The sequence below is a fragment of the Nibribacter koreensis genome (assembly GCF_039541795.1).
Classification (GTDB): Bacteria; Bacteroidota; Bacteroidia; order Cytophagales; family Hymenobacteraceae; genus Nibribacter; species Nibribacter koreensis.
Window position 1 is genome coordinate 792071 of record NZ_BAABGX010000001.1, and the last position, 16913, is coordinate 808983.

Annotated in this window: 14 protein-coding genes; 11 read left to right on the plus strand and 3 right to left on the minus strand. The window is 47.5% G+C overall.

Going from position 1 to position 16913, the window contains the following annotated elements; translation table 11 throughout:
- The first annotated feature begins 82 nt into the window (after nucleotides 1–82).
- Nucleotides 83–1348 carry an asparagine synthetase B gene (locus ABD880_RS03380; RefSeq protein ID WP_345162344.1) on the plus strand — a complete coding sequence of 422 codons (1266 nt, stop codon included), beginning with the start codon at nucleotides 83–85 and terminating at the stop codon, nucleotides 1346–1348.
- Nucleotides 1349–1499: 151 nt separating this feature from the next.
- On the opposite strand, the gene ABD880_RS03385 is transcribed toward ABD880_RS03380, so the two are convergent.
- The 3 genes from ABD880_RS03385 to lpxK all read right to left on the minus strand — a co-directional run bounded on the left by ABD880_RS03385 (nucleotide 1500) and on the right by lpxK (nucleotide 5254).
- The gene (locus ABD880_RS03385) at nucleotides 1500–2093 is read right to left on the minus strand and encodes a MiaE family protein (RefSeq protein ID WP_345162346.1); all 594 of its coding nucleotides are present in this window, start codon (nucleotides 2091–2093) and stop codon (nucleotides 1500–1502) included.
- A gap of 171 nt (nucleotides 2094–2264) precedes the next feature.
- Nucleotides 2265–4181, minus strand: a complete 1917-nt coding sequence (locus ABD880_RS03390; protein ID WP_345162348.1) for a putative porin — start codon at nucleotides 4179–4181, stop codon at nucleotides 2265–2267.
- A gap of 8 nt (nucleotides 4182–4189) precedes the next feature.
- Entirely contained in the window at nucleotides 4190–5254 is a 1065-nt protein-coding gene (lpxK, locus tag ABD880_RS03395; protein WP_345162350.1) for a tetraacyldisaccharide 4'-kinase, read from the minus strand.
- A 69-nt stretch (nucleotides 5255–5323) separates the two neighbouring features.
- Between lpxK and ABD880_RS03400 the strand changes: the two genes are divergently transcribed.
- The 10 genes from ABD880_RS03400 (at nucleotide 5324) to groL (ending at nucleotide 16834) form a co-directional block, all read left to right on the plus strand.
- Nucleotides 5324–6421 carry a Nif3-like dinuclear metal center hexameric protein gene (locus ABD880_RS03400; protein ID WP_345162352.1) on the plus strand — a complete coding sequence of 366 codons (1098 nt, stop codon included), beginning with the start codon at nucleotides 5324–5326 and terminating at the stop codon, nucleotides 6419–6421.
- 8 nt (nucleotides 6422–6429) lie between these two features.
- Nucleotides 6430–7167: a zinc ribbon domain-containing protein gene (locus tag ABD880_RS03405; RefSeq protein ID WP_345162354.1), complete on the plus strand. Its 738-nt coding sequence runs from the start codon at nucleotides 6430–6432 to the stop codon at nucleotides 7165–7167.
- An 80-nt stretch (nucleotides 7168–7247) separates the two neighbouring features.
- Nucleotides 7248–8552, plus strand: a complete 1305-nt coding sequence (locus ABD880_RS03410; RefSeq protein ID WP_345162356.1) for an anthranilate synthase component I family protein — start codon at nucleotides 7248–7250, stop codon at nucleotides 8550–8552.
- 89 nt (nucleotides 8553–8641) lie between these two features.
- A complete protein-coding gene (gene miaB / locus ABD880_RS03415) occupies nucleotides 8642–10081 on the plus strand; it encodes a tRNA (N6-isopentenyl adenosine(37)-C2)-methylthiotransferase MiaB (RefSeq protein ID WP_345162358.1) in 1440 nt (479 codons plus the stop codon).
- A gap of 101 nt (nucleotides 10082–10182) precedes the next feature.
- Nucleotides 10183–11469: a sigma-54 interaction domain-containing protein gene (locus ABD880_RS03420; protein WP_345162360.1), complete on the plus strand. Its 1287-nt coding sequence runs from the start codon at nucleotides 10183–10185 to the stop codon at nucleotides 11467–11469.
- Entirely contained in the window at nucleotides 11450–11992 is a 543-nt protein-coding gene (locus ABD880_RS03425; RefSeq protein WP_345162362.1) for an LptE family protein, read from the plus strand. Before ABD880_RS03420 ends, ABD880_RS03425 begins: the two co-directional genes overlap by 20 nt.
- Before the next feature lie 28 nt (nucleotides 11993–12020).
- Nucleotides 12021–14162, plus strand: coding sequence for a hypothetical protein (locus ABD880_RS03430; RefSeq protein WP_345162364.1), 2142 nt, complete (start codon nucleotides 12021–12023; stop codon nucleotides 14160–14162).
- A 1-nt stretch (nucleotide 14163) separates the two neighbouring features.
- Nucleotides 14164–14535, plus strand: a complete 372-nt coding sequence (gene secG, locus ABD880_RS03435; RefSeq protein ID WP_345162366.1) for a preprotein translocase subunit SecG — start codon at nucleotides 14164–14166, stop codon at nucleotides 14533–14535.
- Between the two features lie 318 nt (nucleotides 14536–14853).
- Nucleotides 14854–15141 (plus strand): co-chaperone GroES, encoded by a 288-nt coding sequence (locus tag ABD880_RS03440; protein ID WP_345162368.1) that lies wholly within the window; start codon nucleotides 14854–14856, stop codon nucleotides 15139–15141.
- A 49-nt stretch (nucleotides 15142–15190) separates the two neighbouring features.
- Nucleotides 15191–16834, plus strand: coding sequence for a chaperonin GroEL (gene groL / locus ABD880_RS03445; protein ID WP_345162370.1), 1644 nt, complete (start codon nucleotides 15191–15193; stop codon nucleotides 16832–16834).
- Nucleotides 16835–16913: the final 79 nt, after the last annotated feature.

Consider the following 16913-nt stretch of genomic DNA (forward strand, 5'->3'; position numbering starts at 1 on the left):
TTTCTTACTGTTATAAAAGTACTAGTTTTCCTGTTTACAGCCTGTTTTTCTTAAATTTGTTTGAAACTTATTCTTGATCAAGATGTTGCGCCGCATACTATTACTTTTTTTGGGATGGTGCTTGACGGCTCAGGCTGGGTGGGCGTCCTACCTGCTCCTGCCCATGGACAACACGCAGAAGAATCACTTAAAAGCCTATGGCATTGCCTATTGGGCCTTGCAACGTCAGGTAGAGGTTGATTGGCTGCTCAATTACAAAGGCGGCGCTTTTGCGTTTAAACAGGCCCAGCAGCTAGAGAATGAATTGGTGGTGCGGGGCATCAGCTACCAGACCATATCTGATGCGCAGTATGGCCAGATTCTAACTGAGATTGCTGCCCAAGAGTCCAACATGGACGTCATGAAGCTAGAGAAGGCCCCCAAGATTGCGGTCTACTCCCCCAAGTCCAAACAACCTTGGGATGATGCCGTGACCCTGGTGCTTACCTATGCTGAAATACCGTATGACATTGTCTTTGACCCCGAGGTGTTGGAAGGCAAACTACCCACGTATGATTGGCTGCACCTGCACCATGAGGACTTTACCGGCCAGCAGGGAAAATTCTATGCTGCCTTTAGGAACGCGCCCTGGTACCAGGACCAGAAACGCGAAGCCGAAGCCATTGCCAAGCGCTTCGGGTTTAAGAAAGTGCCGGAGTTAAAAGGTGCCGTGGTACAGAAAATAAGGGACTTTACGGCGGGCGGCGGCTTCATGTTTGCCATGTGCTCGGCTACGGACACCTATGACATTTCTTTGGCGGCCTTTGGGGTGGACATCACAGAATCCATGTTTGACGGTGATCCCTCAGACCCTCAAGCCCAAAGTAAGCTCAACTTTGACAACACCTTTGCTTTCAAAGACTTTACCTTAATCAGGGACCCGTTCCAACCTGAGTTCTCCAACATTGACAACGGCCAGTTGGAACGCCAGCTGCGCGAGGACAACGACTACTTTCAGCTGTTCACCTACTCGGCTAAATGGGATCCTATTCCAACCATGCTCACCCAGAACCACGCCAAGACTATTAAAGGATTTATGGGCCTGACTACAGGTTTCAAGAAGCGCTTGATTAAGTCTGATGTAGTGGTGATGGGTGAAACCAAATCAATTGACGAGGCCCGCTATATTCACGGCACGTTTGGCAAAGGCACCTGGACCTTCTATGGCGGCCATGACCCCGAAGACTACCAGCATTTAGTTGAGGAAGAGCCTACGGACTTGTCTTTACACCCTAACTCTCCAGGCTATAGATTAATTCTCAACAACATCCTCTTCCCGGCGGCCAAAAAGAAGAAGCAGAAAACGTGATTCTCTATTGCTGATTGTCAATTGCATATTGCTACAAACTCAAAAAAGCGTTTTTAGCCTGTTTTCCGGAAAACAGGCTAAAAACGCTTTTTTGAGTTTGCACTCCTTTAATATTCTTAACAATCAACAATTGACAATCAGCAATAGAGTGTTAGTGCATCCTGTCAGGTCGATATTTCAGTTTGGAGATGATGTCAGATTCTATTTGGAGCAGTTCCTGGAAGCGGGCGTCTACTACTTCTTTGGGCATGTATTCCTTGGCTAGTTTCACGAAGCTTACGTAATGGGCTGCTTCAGAAACCATCAGTTCATAGTAGAACTTTTGTAGGCCCTCATCCTGGATATTCTTCCAAAGCAGTTTAAAGCGCTCACAGGATCTGGCTTCCACCAGGGCATTTACCAGGAGATGGTCCATCAGTTGACGCTCACGCTTGTCCCCTTTTCTAATGTGCTTGCTTAGCTCGGCTACATATTCATCGTTTCGGTTTCTGCCTAAGGTATAACCGCGTTTCTTGAGTTCTTCCAACACGCGCTCAAAGTGGCTCCATTCTTCGGCTACCAGGGCCGTCAGTTCCTCTACCAACTTGGTCTTGTCTGGATATTTGACAATCAATGAAATGGCAGAACTGGCCGCCTTCTGCTCACAGTAAGCATGGTCCACCAAGATTTCCTCAATGTTCATCTCGGCAATGTTTACCCAGCGTGGGTCTGTAGGAAGCTGAAGCTTTAAAATACTCTTGGCCACTTTATTAATGTGAAAATTTTAAAATGTGCTGATGTGAAAATTTAGATATTTAAAGAGGTGAAGATTTGAGAGTATCTATGCATAAATCGTTTTTGGCCTATTTTCTGGGAAATAAGCCAAAAACAAAAGATAAAACCATTTTCACATCTTCAAATTTCCACATCACAAAAATTAGTCATAGAAATTCCAGCGCAACCCAAAGACGAAACTGAATGGATTAGCCGTGTAAATGGGGGTGGTGAAATAGCCTTGCTCCCAGGCAGAGGTCACCGTGTTGAGGTGGCTGAGCTTCAGGAACAGGTTGACGGTTTTAATGTCTGCGTTTAAAAACAAATCCAATACAGGATATTGCGTTACCTTAAAATCATTCTGCAAATAAAACTGTTGCGTGACGGGCATGTAGGCATCTGCGTAATAACCAGAATGCCAGTTAGATTCTACACCTGCCTGCACGGTGATGGCATTCTTGAACATGGGGCCTTGGGCATACAATTTGCCGTTCCAATACCATTCTGGCATTCTTATGACCTTAGGGCCATTGATGCTGTTATAATGAACCGTATTGTCTAAGACCAAAAACTTCCAATGCACTCTATGCTGCAGGCTAGCCTGCACCAAGAAATTGGTTCTGTTGGTCTGGGCTGGCTCTGCCTGACGCCCGCTTAAAGAGTCCTGAAAGTACACATGGTTGTTTAAGATGGTGTACTGTGCCTGTGCCCGCAGGTAATTATTGAAAGCCGAAACTTCAATCTGCGCCTTGGTCTGGTCTGCGGTGGTGTTCTCAAAGCTATTGAACCAGTCAAAGTGATTGCTATAGTGTACGCGCTGCAACAAGGTAGGAGAATAAGAGGTACGGGTCTGGCTGAGGGTCAGCCATTTAAAGCGGGCCTGTGCCGTGAGCTTGTAATCGTTTCCGCCAATTTGCAGTTCACCGTCTGTGGTTACATAGATGTCATTCTTTAGCTTGAACTGAGCCTCGCCGCCTACAAAATTTTCAGCTATGTTTTGCGTTTGACCTACCTCTTGGTACGTGCGCGGTGAGGCGGCCAGCAAATTTCTGGAGGTAACCTGATACTGTCCGTCTCTTCTTTTAAGGTAGGCGCGGTACACAAAGTATTTGGTGGTGCCCATGACGCCAAACGTGTTTTCTACCTGCCTGTAAAGCGTTTGGTCCAGCGTCTCATTGGGGTCTAGTATAACTCTGGGATAAAATACCAGGTCACCGGCTTTTTCCTTAGTATTATAAGGGATTGCTTCGTCTGCATACCTGGTTTCTTGAGAGAGTCCGTCCAAGGTATGATACAACTGCAATCCCGACCCCAGTAGTTTGTACCATTGGGTGGCATGCAACGTGTGGCGGTTTTCCTTTGATGTTGCATTAGTTAACCAGACAGGCTCGCTTTTATAGTCAAACAGGCTGTCTTTAGGCTCATTGGTCACTGGTCTAATGCCGCCAGACTCAATTTGCTCATGCGTGGTCATGGCGTAATTAGCCATGATGCGGTAGCGGTCGTTTGGGCTATAGTAGTGGGTAAAAGCCTGCAGGCCGTAATGGTCCACCAGGTCATAATCCCTGGGATTGCCTATCTGACGCTTAGTGCCTATTCGCTCTAAACCCAATCCTACATTCCACCGGGCGTTTACATTACGCGTGTGTTTGGCCCTGAAGATCTGCTCCCCTAAAGACCCTTGATAATAATTTAAATACGTGAAGGGAGATTTGGTGTCATAGTATTCTACCTGTTCCGGATGAACGGCATAGATGTCAAAGGCGTTTCGGCCCGGACGGGTGCCCAAGGTTAGCGGCATGCGCCAGAATAAAGGCTGCGAAGCGGTACCTACGTTGCCCAAGTTCTGCTGCAAGCTGGAGTCATAATACCAGTGTCTGGAACTGTGCAGGTTGGTCAGGGAAGTGTCAATGGGCGTTGAGGCGTAATTGCCTTTAAAAATTTGTGCCTCATAGAGAACCCTGGTGGTCTTGGAGCCATAAATGGCCTTAGTAGAGTCGTCAATGATTTGAGCCTGTAAACTCAGGACAGAACTTCCCCATACCAGGGTGGCCGCAATAAATATTTTTCTAAAAGTCACGGTCAAAATTAAGAATTTATGTGGAACCCCTCACCTGTTAAAGCCTGCTGCATATACGCATCAAAAGAAGGTTCATGGGGCCAAAAGGCATTCACAATGGGCAAATAAAACAAGGGCATCTGGCCTAGGAGGTTTTTGACGGAAGGATGCTGCCATTTCACGGCGTCTTTCTGTGTCATCAAGATGGATACATTCTCCTTGTTAGGTTGCTGCGCCCAAAACTGGTAAATTTCTTTTATACGTTCTGGACTGTATTCTGCGTGGTCTGCCCCTTTAAAATGGTGTACAATTCCAAACCCTTGCCCTTGTAAATATTGGACCAGAGGCTGGGCGTTCACGATGCCCGTCACCAGAATCAGTTGCTTAGCCAGAGGAGAATCTTTGCCAAAGGCAATTGCCTGACCATACTGGATCTTGCTGTAAAATACGGGAACGCCTGCCCTAATGAACTCCTGAACCTTTGTGGTTATTGTTTGCTGCTGAAAGGTGGTCAGATTTTCTGGGCATTTAGTCACTACTATTGCATCTGCCCGTTTAGCGCCAGCCTTTGGTTCTCTCAATCTACCAGCTGGCAACAAGTAATCATTGGTAAACAAACGGCTGTAATCTGTGAGCAAAAGGTAAAAAGAGGCCTTAACGGCTCTATGCTGAAACGCATCATCTAATAGAATCAATTCTAAATCTGGAAATGCAGTTAATAGTCTTTGGATGCCTTCGGCGCGTTTTTCACAGACGGCCACTTTTACAAACGGCAGACTTTGCAGGTATTGAAACGGCTCATCGCCTAGGGTAAGCGCGGTGGCTTGGGCATCTCCAAGCACAAAGCCCTTGGTTTTTCGCTTGTACCCCCGGCTTAAGATGCCAATTTTCTTATTTTTGAAAAGCCGCGCCAGGTATTCCACCTGTGGAGTCTTGCCAGTGCCGCCCACCGTGAGGTTGCCCACGCAAATGACCGGTATGGGCGCTTGATATGACCTGGATAGATGGGCATCGTATAAATAATTGCGCACTACCACTACCAAGCCATACAGCCAGGAAAAAGGTATAAGGAGATATTGTAGAATGCGCGGCATTGAACCCATACAGGGCAAAAGTAACTGAAATTTACCTTTCTTTGCAGACAAAGGTCTCACCGCATTCTTATGACCCAGATCAAAGAAGTCATTCAAGTGCTGGAGCGCTATGCGCCTCCTGCCTATCAAGAGTCTTATGACAACGCCTCCCTCCAAATAGGCAACCCAGACATAGAAGTTACTGGTGTATTGGTGACGCTGGACTGCACCGAAGAGGTAGTGCAAGAAGCACTGGAAAGAAATTGCAATCTGATTGTGGCTCACCATCCGGTCATTTTCAAAGCCTTAAAAAGCCTTACAGGCAAGAACCCGGTAGAGCGCATACTGCTGAAAGCCCTGCAGCACAATATTGCCATCTATGCCTGCCATACCAACCTGGACCATGTGCACAATGGCGTCAATGCCAAGCTCTGCCAGAAACTGGGCATTATAAACCCTAGGATTTTGGCGCCTAAAACTCAACTGCTTACCAAGCTGGAAACCTACGTACCCCTAGAAGACACCCAGAAAGTGTTGGACGCGCTACACGCAGCGGGCGCCGGGCAAATTGGGGAGTATTCAGACTGCAGTTTCAGGATTACGGGGACTGGGCGTTTCACTCCGTCCGCCCAAGCCAATCCGCACATTGGCGAGCCTTGTAAAACCGAAGAAACTATTGAGAATAAAATAGAAGTTGTCTTCCCTAATTTTAAGCAGAACCAAATCATGCGGGCCTTGCTGCAAGCGCATCCATATGAAGAGGTCGCACACTACCTGGTAGCTTTGCAAAACGAGAACCAGGAAGTGGGTGCAGGCATGATAGGCGAACTAAAAGAAGCCATGACGCCAGAGGCCTTTGCCCAACATGTGAAAGAGTCACTGGAAATCACTACCTTTAAACATACTGCCTGGCCAAAAGAGCCCATCAAGCGTGTGGCAGTCTGCGGTGGAGCCGGTAGTTTTCTCATTAAAAATGCCAAACAAGCAGGTGCCCAGGTCTTCTTGACCGCCGACTTAAAGTACCACGAGTTTTTTGACGCGGGAACTCAAATGGCCCTAATAGATGTAGGTCATTATGAAAGCGAAGTTTATACGAAAGAGTTGTTCTATGATATATTAATAAAAACTTTTTCTAATTTTGCAGTCAATTTGTCCTATATCAATACAAATCCAGTCAGACACAGCTAATAATATACATGGAAAGTACTGTAGCAAGTAAGTTAGATGCACTCCTAAGACTTCAGAGCTTAGATTCTCAATTGGACGAAATTCTGCGTGTACGCGGTGACCTTCCTGAGGAAGTGAGAGACCTGGAGGATGAAATTGCCGGCTACCAGGTACGCGTAAGCAAGTTTGATGAAGAGATTGCTGACCTGGTTCAGAACATAGCCAACCGCAAGCAGGCTATCAAGGACGCAGAGAAACTCATTAAAAAGTATGAGGAGCAGCAGGAGAATGTGCGCAACAACCGCGAGTTTGACGCCATTACCAAAGAAGTAGAGCTTCAGAAACTGGAAATCCAGATTCAGGAGAAGAAAATAAGAGAGGCTAACTTCCAAATTGAGCAGAAGAACACTGACATTCAGGAGACCAAGTCTAAACTATCTGAGCGCCAGAAAGACCTTGACACCAAAAATGCAGAATTGCAGGTAATGGTACAAGAGAGCGAAGAAGACGAGCGTAAGTTGAACGCCGCCAAAGAAGAAGCCAAGCAGCACATTGAAGAGCGTCTTTTGATGGCCTACAACAGAATCAGAAAGAACGTGCGCAACGGTCTTGCAGTAGTGGCTGTGAAGCGTGATGCCTGTGGTGGTTGCTTTAACACGGTTCCTCCGCAACGTCAGTCAGACATTGCCTCTAAAAAGAAGATCATTGTTTGTGAACACTGCGGACGCGTGTTGGCAGACGTAGAACAAAAAGCAGTAGTAGCATAACACCTACCTTGCTTTAAAACAAAAAGAGGATGGCCTAGGTCATCCTCTTTTTGTTGCTATTAATTAGAACATTCTAGCTCATGCGCCAACTCAGCATCTCCTACCAAGACCTACCTGTTTCTGTTTTACAATGGAAACAGCAAGCCTTGGCGTGGGCGCATCAAGCACATGAGGTAATCGCTTATTATGAGCCTAACCAAATTCACTACCTGCACGGTGCCTTCCAGAACTTGCTGGGTGTTAGACGAAAGGCCCACGGTGCTTTTGAAGACGGGGTAGCACTGAGCTTGGGTGAACTACAAGCCTTGCTTGACCAAAAATCGCCTTTGCCCATTCTAGGTTACCTGACCTACGACCTCAAAAACCAAGTTGAAGACCTCCAAAGCCATAATCCTGATCATCTTGGTTTTCCGGAGCTGTATTTCTTTAAGCCGGATAGCTGGGTGGAATGGACAGAAAATGAGCTGCGTATTTCCTCCATCACAGAAGATCCAGCAGCTATTCTAGCATCCATTAACCAAACGCCGTTTTTGGCCTCTTTTCCAGAAAATAGCCTAAAAACGCAAGCGCGCGTTCAAAAGCAGGATTACTTGCAGACTGTAGAAAGCTTGAGAAACCATATTCTGGAAGGCGATGTCTATGAAGTCAACTACTGCCAGGAGTTCTTTGCCGAAAAGGCTTCCATAGACCTTTTAGCAACCTTCTGGCAATTAAATGCCGCCTCTCCTACTCCTTTTGCAGGGTTTATGAAATTGGAGCATCGCTATCTGCTATGTGCCAGTCCAGAGCGATTCCTAAAAAAAGAAGGCGACTTGCTCATCTCCCAGCCCATCAAAGGAACCATCATACGCGGTGCTACGCCAGAATTAGACCAAGCCAACAAACAAGCCTTAGCCTCAAGCCAAAAAGAGCAGGCTGAGAATATGATGATTGTAGACTTGGTGCGCAATGACCTGAACCGCATTGCCCAAACCGGCACGGTTAAGGTGGAAGAACTATTTGGTCTTTATCCTTTCCAGTATGTTTGGCAGATGATTTCTACCATAATAGGAAAGGTGGGCTCTTCCGTTTCTGTAATGGAGTTCCTGAAAGCCACTTTCCCGATGGGCAGCATGACGGGTGCTCCTAAGGTTAAGGCCCTAGAATTGATTGAGAAATACGAGAAGACCAAGCGCGGGCTATATTCGGGGAGCTTCGGGTACTTTTTACCCAACGGCGATTTTGATTTCAATGTGGTGATTAGAAGCCTACAGTACAATGCCCAGACTCAGTATCTATCCTTTGAAGTAGGTAGCGCCATCACCTATGACTCTGACCCTGAGCAGGAATACCAGGAGTGCCTTTTAAAAGCCGCCGCCATTACCCGGGTGCTGGAACAGAAGTAAACTTCCAGATGCTTCTCTCTATAAAAATCTACTGACATTCTGTCATCAACGCGCAGTTTTCAGTATCTTTGTCTTTTTACAAGTACGTTATGCACGCACCCATTCTGGACTTAGATTTTATAGATAGCCGCACCCCTGATGAAGCGGCGGCCGCTTCTTGTGACACCAAAGTGAGCGTAGACACCTTCACGGGTCGTTCGCGGAAACTCTACATTGAAAGCTACGGCTGCCAGATGAATTTCTCTGACAGCGAGATCGTCTCCTCTATCCTCTTTGAAGCCGGCTTTGATACCACCTCAGACGTGAAACAAGCGGATCTTGTCTTGCTGAACACCTGCTCCATCAGGGAGAAAGCCGAGACCACCGTGCGTCACCGCTTGCTGCAACTACAGCACATGAAGAAGAAGCGCCCCGGCATGATGGTGGGCGTGCTGGGTTGTATGGCCGAGCGCTTGAAGAAGAACCTGCTAGAAGAAGAGAAAATGGTGGACCTGGTAGTTGGTCCAGACGCCTATCGTGATCTTCCCTCCCTTATCAATGAAGTAGACAGCGGGCAAAAAGCGGTAAACGTCTTGTTGTCCCGTGAAGAAACCTACGCCGACATCAACCCCATCCGATTGAACAGTAACGGCGTGAGCGCTTTTGTTTCTATCATGCGTGGTTGTGACAATATGTGCTCTTTCTGCGTGGTACCCTTTACCCGTGGCCGTGAGCGCAGCCGTGATGCCCATTCTGTGGTGCGCGAAGCCGAAGAACTGGTAAAGAATGGTTACAAAGAAGTGACTTTGCTAGGCCAGAACGTGGACTCTTACAAATGGACTTCTGCAGATGGCGCTGAGCATGTGAACTTCGCTCAGTTATTAGAGCGTGTAGCCTTGATCAGTCCGGACCTGCGCGTGCGCTTTTCTACCTCCCACCCCAAAGACATTACAGATGAGGTGTTGTACACCATGAAAAAGTACGACAACATCTGCAAATACATTCACTTACCTGCTCAAAGCGGTAACTCCAGAATCCTGGACTTGATGAACCGCACCTACGACCGTAACTGGTACATTGACCGCGTAGACGCCATCCGCAGAATTCTAGGAGACGAGTGTGCCATCTCTACCGACATGATTTCTGGTTTCTGCACCGAGACCGAGGAGGAGCATAAAGACACGCTTACCTTGATTGATTACGTGCAGTATGACTACGCGTACATGTTCTTCTACTCTGAGCGCCCTGGTACACTGGCTGCGCGCAAGTTAGAAGATGACATTCCATTAGAAGTAAAGAAGCGCCGTCTGCAGGAAGTGATAGACCTGCAACGCAGTTATTCTCTTATTAGAAACGAGAAGACGGTAGGCACAGTACAGAAAGTGTTGCTAGAAGGCTTCTCTAAGCGCTCTCAAGAAATGCTGAGTGGCCGTGATGACAAGAACAGAATGGTCATCATTCCTAAAATGGATTTCAAAAAAGGCGACTACGTGAATGTCCTTATCACGGGATGTTCGGTGGGCACCCTGTTTGGCGAACCTATTCTATAATTTGAAAATTTGGAGATGGGGAAATTTGAAAATGAATTTCCTCACAAGCCTTAGCAAGGCATTTCCAAATCTTCACATTTTCAAATCTACACATCAAACGCATGCGCGAACAAGAGATTCAGTCTGTCAAGCAACGGTTTGGGATCATAGGCAACTCGCCTTTGCTCAACCACGCCATTCAGGTGGCGGTACAGGTGGCGCCTACAGACATGACCGTGCTAATCAACGGCGAAAGCGGTAGCGGAAAGGAATCCTTTTCTAAGATCATCCATCACTTGAGTCCCCGTAAACACGGCCAGTTTATTGCCATTAACTGCGGGGCCATTCCAGAAGGTACCATTGACTCTGAGCTGTTTGGCCATGAGAAAGGATCCTTTACTGGTGCCCAAGAAGCCCGAAAAGGCTATTTTGAGGTAACCAACGGCGGTACCATTTTCTTGGACGAGATTGGCGAAATGCCTTTGGGTACCCAGGCCCGCCTGTTGCGCGTGTTGGAGAATGGCGAGTTCATTAAAGTTGGTTCTTCTAAAGTACAGAAGACCGATGTGCGCGTAGTGGCCGCCACCAACGTGAACTTGATGCAGGCCGTAGAGCGCGGGCAGTTCAGGGAGGATTTGTACTACCGTTTGAACACCGTTCCCATCTCAGTGCCACCTTTGCGGGACCGCGGCGAGGACACGCATTTGCTTTTCAGGAAGTTTGCCAGTGACTTTGCAGAGCGCTACCATGTAAAGCCCATCACCTTGATGCCAGAGGCCGTGCAGGAATTGTTGCGCTACCGTTTTCCGGGGAACATTAGGCAATTGAAGAATATTGTGGAGCAAATTTCCGTTCTGGAATATGAGCGGGAGATCACGGCAGACACTTTACGCAAATACTTACCCAAGGAACAGGTAAATCAACTGCCTGCCTTGATGCCGCACGACCGACCAGCAGACGGGGCCACCAATTTCTCTGAGCGTGATTTGCTCTATAAAGTGCTCTTTGACATGCGCAAAGACATGAACGACCTCAAGCAATTAGTCTTTGACATTCTTTCGCACCAGCAAGAGGACTCAGAACTTTTAAAAGCCAACAGTCATCTGTTTGAAGAAGTCAGGCCGGTAGACAATTCAGCCCATTCCCCGGTCTATAGAGGCGCACCAGAGCGCCGCGACGGCTACGTAATTGACATGAATGAAGATGAGGATGACTACGAAGAAAAAGTAGAAGACATCACGCATGAAACCGAAGAAGAAAGCCTTTCTTTAGAACATAAAGAAAAGGAGATGATTTTGAAGGCGCTCAAAAAACACAACAACAAGCGCAAATACGCCGCCCGTGACTTAGGCATCTCTGAAAGGACCTTATACCGAAAACTGAAACAGTATGATATTGAAGATATGTAAGCAGGCCTCTGCCTGGACATTGGTGCTTTGCCTGACGCTTTTCTTAGGCGGTTGCTACTCATTTTCGGGTACTAATATTTCTCCTGAGGTTAAAACCATTTCTATTACTAACTTTAACAATGCCTCTGGTCAGGGCCCGGCAAGTTTGCAGCAGTGGGTGACAGAAGATTTTAGGGACTATTTCCAGAGAAACACCAACCTGCGCGTCCTTCCGCAAGGCGGCGACTTACAGATTGAGGGCCAGATCATGGGCTATTCTTTCAGTCCGGCGGCAATTCAACGCACAGACAGCCCCGCCAACCAGGGCGGATTAGATCAGGCGGGCGCTAACAGATTGACCATTACCGTGCAAGTTAGATATACAGATACAAAGAATCCGGCTAACAGCTTTGACCAAAGCTTTAACAGTTTCTTTGATTTCCCGGCTAACCAAGACATTAACCAGATTAACAGAAGTCAGATCAACCAGATCATGGATAGATTAATCTATAATGTGTTTACAAAAACCGTCGCTAACTGGTAACTTCGCACCCCAGCACCAACCCATACGCATGAATAAAGCGGCCTTTTTAAACATTATACGGCAAGTAGCGCCTATCCAGGACCAGGAAGTAGAAGACCTGGAAGAGTTGGTGGCGTCGTTCCCGTATTGCCAGACCGCTCATATTCTGTTGGCCAAGGCTGCGTATGACCGGGGCAGTATGCTCTCTACCCAAAAGCTACGCAGAGCGGCTGCTCATGCCTCTAACCGCCAGCTTTTGAAGCGTATTGTCTTTGCGCCTCCTATCCTCCATCCTACTGTTGAAGTCTTAGAAGAGGAGGCTCCTGCTGTTTTTGCTTCAATTCCTGAAAACGAGGCCAAAATCGCTTTTCCAGATGTAGCTCCTGAAGAAGGAATCTTGCAGGCCTTGGAGAACCTCACCGAGGAAGATCTGCTAGACACCGAGGTGGATATTCCTACAACAATTGAGGAGCCTACAGAGGCAGATGGTGCAAGGGAACAACCTATTGAAGACCCGTCTTCTGAGGATGACCAACAGGATGCACCTATAGAAGAGCCATCTATAGACATAGAAGACGCCTTCACCTTTGAGGAAGAACTTTCTGAGTCCGAAGATCTTCAATTAGAAGCGCACGTATCTTCTGAGCAGGAAGATGCTTATCTGGAAGAGACAGTCGCCGTGGATGAGGCCCTATCACCAACCTCATTAGAGGAGCCGGTTGAGGAGCCAGACCCTGAATTCCTGGAAGACTTACTGGTAAAAGAAGCGCCAACGCCTTCTGAAGACCTTGGTTATCATACGTCCGTTCATGGAAATGAACAGTTTGAGACAACCGAAATCCTGTCCGCATGGCAAGAAAATGATTCTGAGTTGAATAAGCCCATTGACGCAGAAGACGCCTTTGCGGGTATTGAAGAGGAAACATCGGGGCCAAACTTGGAGAATGCGCTTGCCAATGCATTAACAGCCGGCTCAGATGCGGTTTATGCAGAAGAGGCAAAGGCAGAAGATGATTTATCTGTTATCAGTCTGGAAGCAACCGAAGAGTTTGTTAAACCAGAAGCATCCTTAGCAAACAAGGAAGCCGTCTATGAAGCAGAAATAGAGGCCGACTTTATTACCAACGCGGTTCAGGAATTAACCTCTTCTAAAGTTTCTTATCAAAAACCTTTTGCAGCAGACGCTTTAGAGGTTGGTCAAGAAGAATATTCTGAGCCTGAGAGTATCTCTTCGTTTTTCAATGAGGCTTTTGAAGAAGGTGCAATGCACCACCCTTCTCATGCAGAGCTTTCATCAGAAGCAGATACTACTCTTGATAAAGAAGAAGTTACCTCTACGCAAGGAACGCATTTAGGTGCAACAGACACAGGTGTTGAGGAAGACGAGCTTTTCAGTTTAATGCAAATAGACGGCCTGGCCACGCTATCGGCTCCTATTCCTAGCGTCAACCTTACCCACGCTGAAATCATCTCTGAGCTCACTTCTAAGCCAGAGCCTTTAGAGTTCTTGCCAGAGGAGGAACCTGTCACCGAAGAGCTGACCGAAGTTGCCGCAACTTATGACGAGCCGGTAACAGTAAGTCCGGAACTGATAGGATTTGTGGCGGGCTTGCAAGGCGTGCAGGCAGAGGAAGAGCGCATTCTAGATGGCGAGCAGGGCTCCTTCCCTATGCTGCAAATGGCGCCCGTAGCTACAGGGATGCCAGAGGTAGAAACCGAGAAAGACCCGTACCTAAGCATCTTCTACCACAACAGCCTGGCCTATTGGATGGACTCCAGCCGCATGGGCGAGACCATTCAGTTACGTGATGAACTGACCACGTCCAAGCCGTATTACTTCCAGCCAGATTTGATTCTGGAGCACGTGAAGGGCAACGGGGCCATGGAGCAGGTGGTTAAGCCGGTAACCAAACTGGATGTGCAGCTGAGCATCATTGACCAGTTCTTAAAATCAAATCCCAAGCTTAAGAGCATGGCCCACCTGCAGCAAAAGAGTGAGCCGCAGGAAGACCTTTCTGCCAAAAGCTCTAAAATCAAAAAGAACCTGGCCTCAGAGAATCTGGCCCTCATCTTCATTAAACAAGGCAAACACAAGAAAGCGCTCAAAATTTATGAGCAACTAATTGTTAAATTCCCCGAAAAAAAGAGTTACTTTGCCGAACAGATTGAAAAATTAAGAAACGAATTGTAACATGTATATTGCTCTGATCAGCGTCATCCTTTTCCTTTGCGTATTGTTAATCTTGGTGGTATTGTCCCAAAACTCCAAAGGAGGCGGGCTTTCTAGCCAGTTTGGCGGTGGTGGCACCAGCCAATTGATGGGTGTTAAACGCACGGGAGACCTTTTAGAGAAACTGACTTGGGGCTTCGCCATTGGAATCATTGTGTTGAGCCTGAGCTCACACTTCATTTTGAATGGCTCTGACCAAGTAGAAAGCCGTAGCGTGAACGAGCAGCGTGCCGGACAGGCTGCCCCAGCCGCAGCACCAGCAATGCCTCAGCAGAACGCAACCCCTGCCCCAGCGGTGGCCACTCCTGGCGCAGGAACTGACTCGGCTGAATAATTTTAAAACCGATACTAATCTAGCCCTTTATAAGGCCCCGGACTTCACCGTTCGGGGTCTTTTTTTATGCTTCCGTTTTTGGCCTCTTTTCCTGAAAACAGGCCAAAAATGACTGATAAATCTGCCTACTCTGCCAAAGTGTTTCATGCCGTCAATAGCTTGACAGGCCAGAATTGAAATCTTGGCAGTCTGGCTCTGCCAAAATGGGCAAGAATGTCAGGGTTTGGGGTTTGGCACAGGAATGGCAATAAGGCAATGCGTCCTGGCCACACCAATGGCGGACATAGAATTAACTTAACCTTATATCATAAGAAAACTATGGCATTAAACATCAAACCAATTGCTGGAACCGCGAACAGAGTGATTGTAGAGCCAGCTCCGGCAGAAGAGAAAACTGCATCGGGCCTTTACATCCCAGACACTGCCAAAGAAAAACCACAGAAAGGAACGGTAGTAGCTATTTCAGATGAAGATGGCGAAGGCAAAAAGCCATCTGTAAAAACTGGTGACCAGGTTTTGTATGGTAAGTACGCCGGCACTGAGATCTCTTTGGACGGATCAGACTACCTGATCATGAAAGAGTCTGACATCCTGGCGGTTCTTTAATCTCCCCTATTGTATCTAAATCATCAACCATAACCATTGAAAGAATAGTATGGCATCTAAGAACATTACCTTCGACATCGAAGCCCGTAACAAAATTAAAAAAGGCGTTGACACCTTGGCCAACGCAGTAAAAGTGACCTTGGGCCCTAAAGGCCGCAACGTGATCATTGACAAGAAATTTGGCGCGCCTAGCATCACCAAAGACGGTGTGACAGTTGCCAAAGAAATTGAATTGAAAGACGCCGTTGAGAACATGGGTGCTCAGTTGGTGAAAGAAGTAGCCTCTAAAACCGCCGACATGGCTGGTGACGGTACTACTACTGCCACCGTATTAGCCCAGGCCATCTACACGGCCGGTTCTAAGAACGTAGCCGCTGGTGCCAACCCAATGGACCTGAAGCGCGGTATTGACAAAGCCGTTGCTAAAGTGGTTGCTAACCTGAAGGAGCAGTCTAAGAAGATTGAAAACTCTTCTGAAATTGCCCAAGTAGGTACTATCTCTGCCAATAATGACGTGGAAATCGGGCAGATGATTGCCGATGCCATGGACAAAGTGGGTAAAGACGGTGTGATCACGGTTGAGGAAGCCAAAGGTACTGAGACCGAGGTGAAGACTGTAGAAGGTATGCAGTTTGACCGCGGTTACCTGTCTCCTTACTTCGTGACCAACCCAGAGAAAATGGAAGCTGAGTTTGAGAACGCTTACATTTTGATCTATGACAAGAAGGTGTCTACCATGAAAGAATTGCTTCCTGTATTGGAGCAAGTGGTTCAGACGGGTAAAGCCTTAGTGATCATCTCTGAAGACGTAGACGGCGAAGCCCTTGCTACTTTGGTAGTAAACAAATTGCGTGGTTCTTTGAAGATTGCCGCTGTAAAAGCACCAGGTTTTGGTGATCGCAGAAAAGCTATGTTAGAGGACATCGCAATCTTGACGGGTGGTACTGTTATCTCTGAGGAGCGTGGTTACAAACTGGACAACGCTACGCTAGATTACTTAGGTCAGGCGGAGCGCATCATCATTGACAAAGACAACACTACCATTGTGAATGGTCGTGGCGAGAAAGATGCTATCTCTGGTCGTGTGAATGAGATCAAGTCTCAGATTGAGAAAACCACCTCTGACTATGACAGAGAGAAATTGCAAGAGCGTCTGGCTAAATTGTCTGGCGGTGTGGCTATACTTTACATCGGGGCTTCTACTGAAGTAGAGATGAAAGAGAAGAAAGACCGTGTGGATGATGCCTTACACGCTACCAGAGCGGCCGTAGAAGAAGGTATTGTTGCAGGTGGTGGTGTTGCCTTGATCAGAGCCATTGAGGCCCTGAACGACGTGGATACCCGCAACGAAGATGAGAAGACAGGCGTGCAGATCATTCGCACGGCGCTTGAGTCTCCTTTGAGAACCATTGTTGCCAATGCTGGTGGTGAAGGTTCTGTGATTGTAAACGAAGTACGTGCCGGTCAGGCTGACTACGGATACAACGCCCGCGATGACAAGTTTGAGAACATGTTTGCCGCTGGTATCATTGACCCAACCAAAGTAACGCGTCTTGCTCTTGAGAACGCTGCTTCTGTGGCTGCCTTGTTGCTGACTACGGAGTGTGTGATTGCTGATGAGCCTGAAGAGGCTGGCGCAGCTGCCGGTGGCGGAATGCCAGGCGGTATGGGCGGCATGGGTGGCATGATGTAATCATCTCCCCAGCAGAATACGTTGCATATATAAAAGAAGCCCCGGCCAAATGGTCGGGGCTTCTTCATTTTAGGGGCAT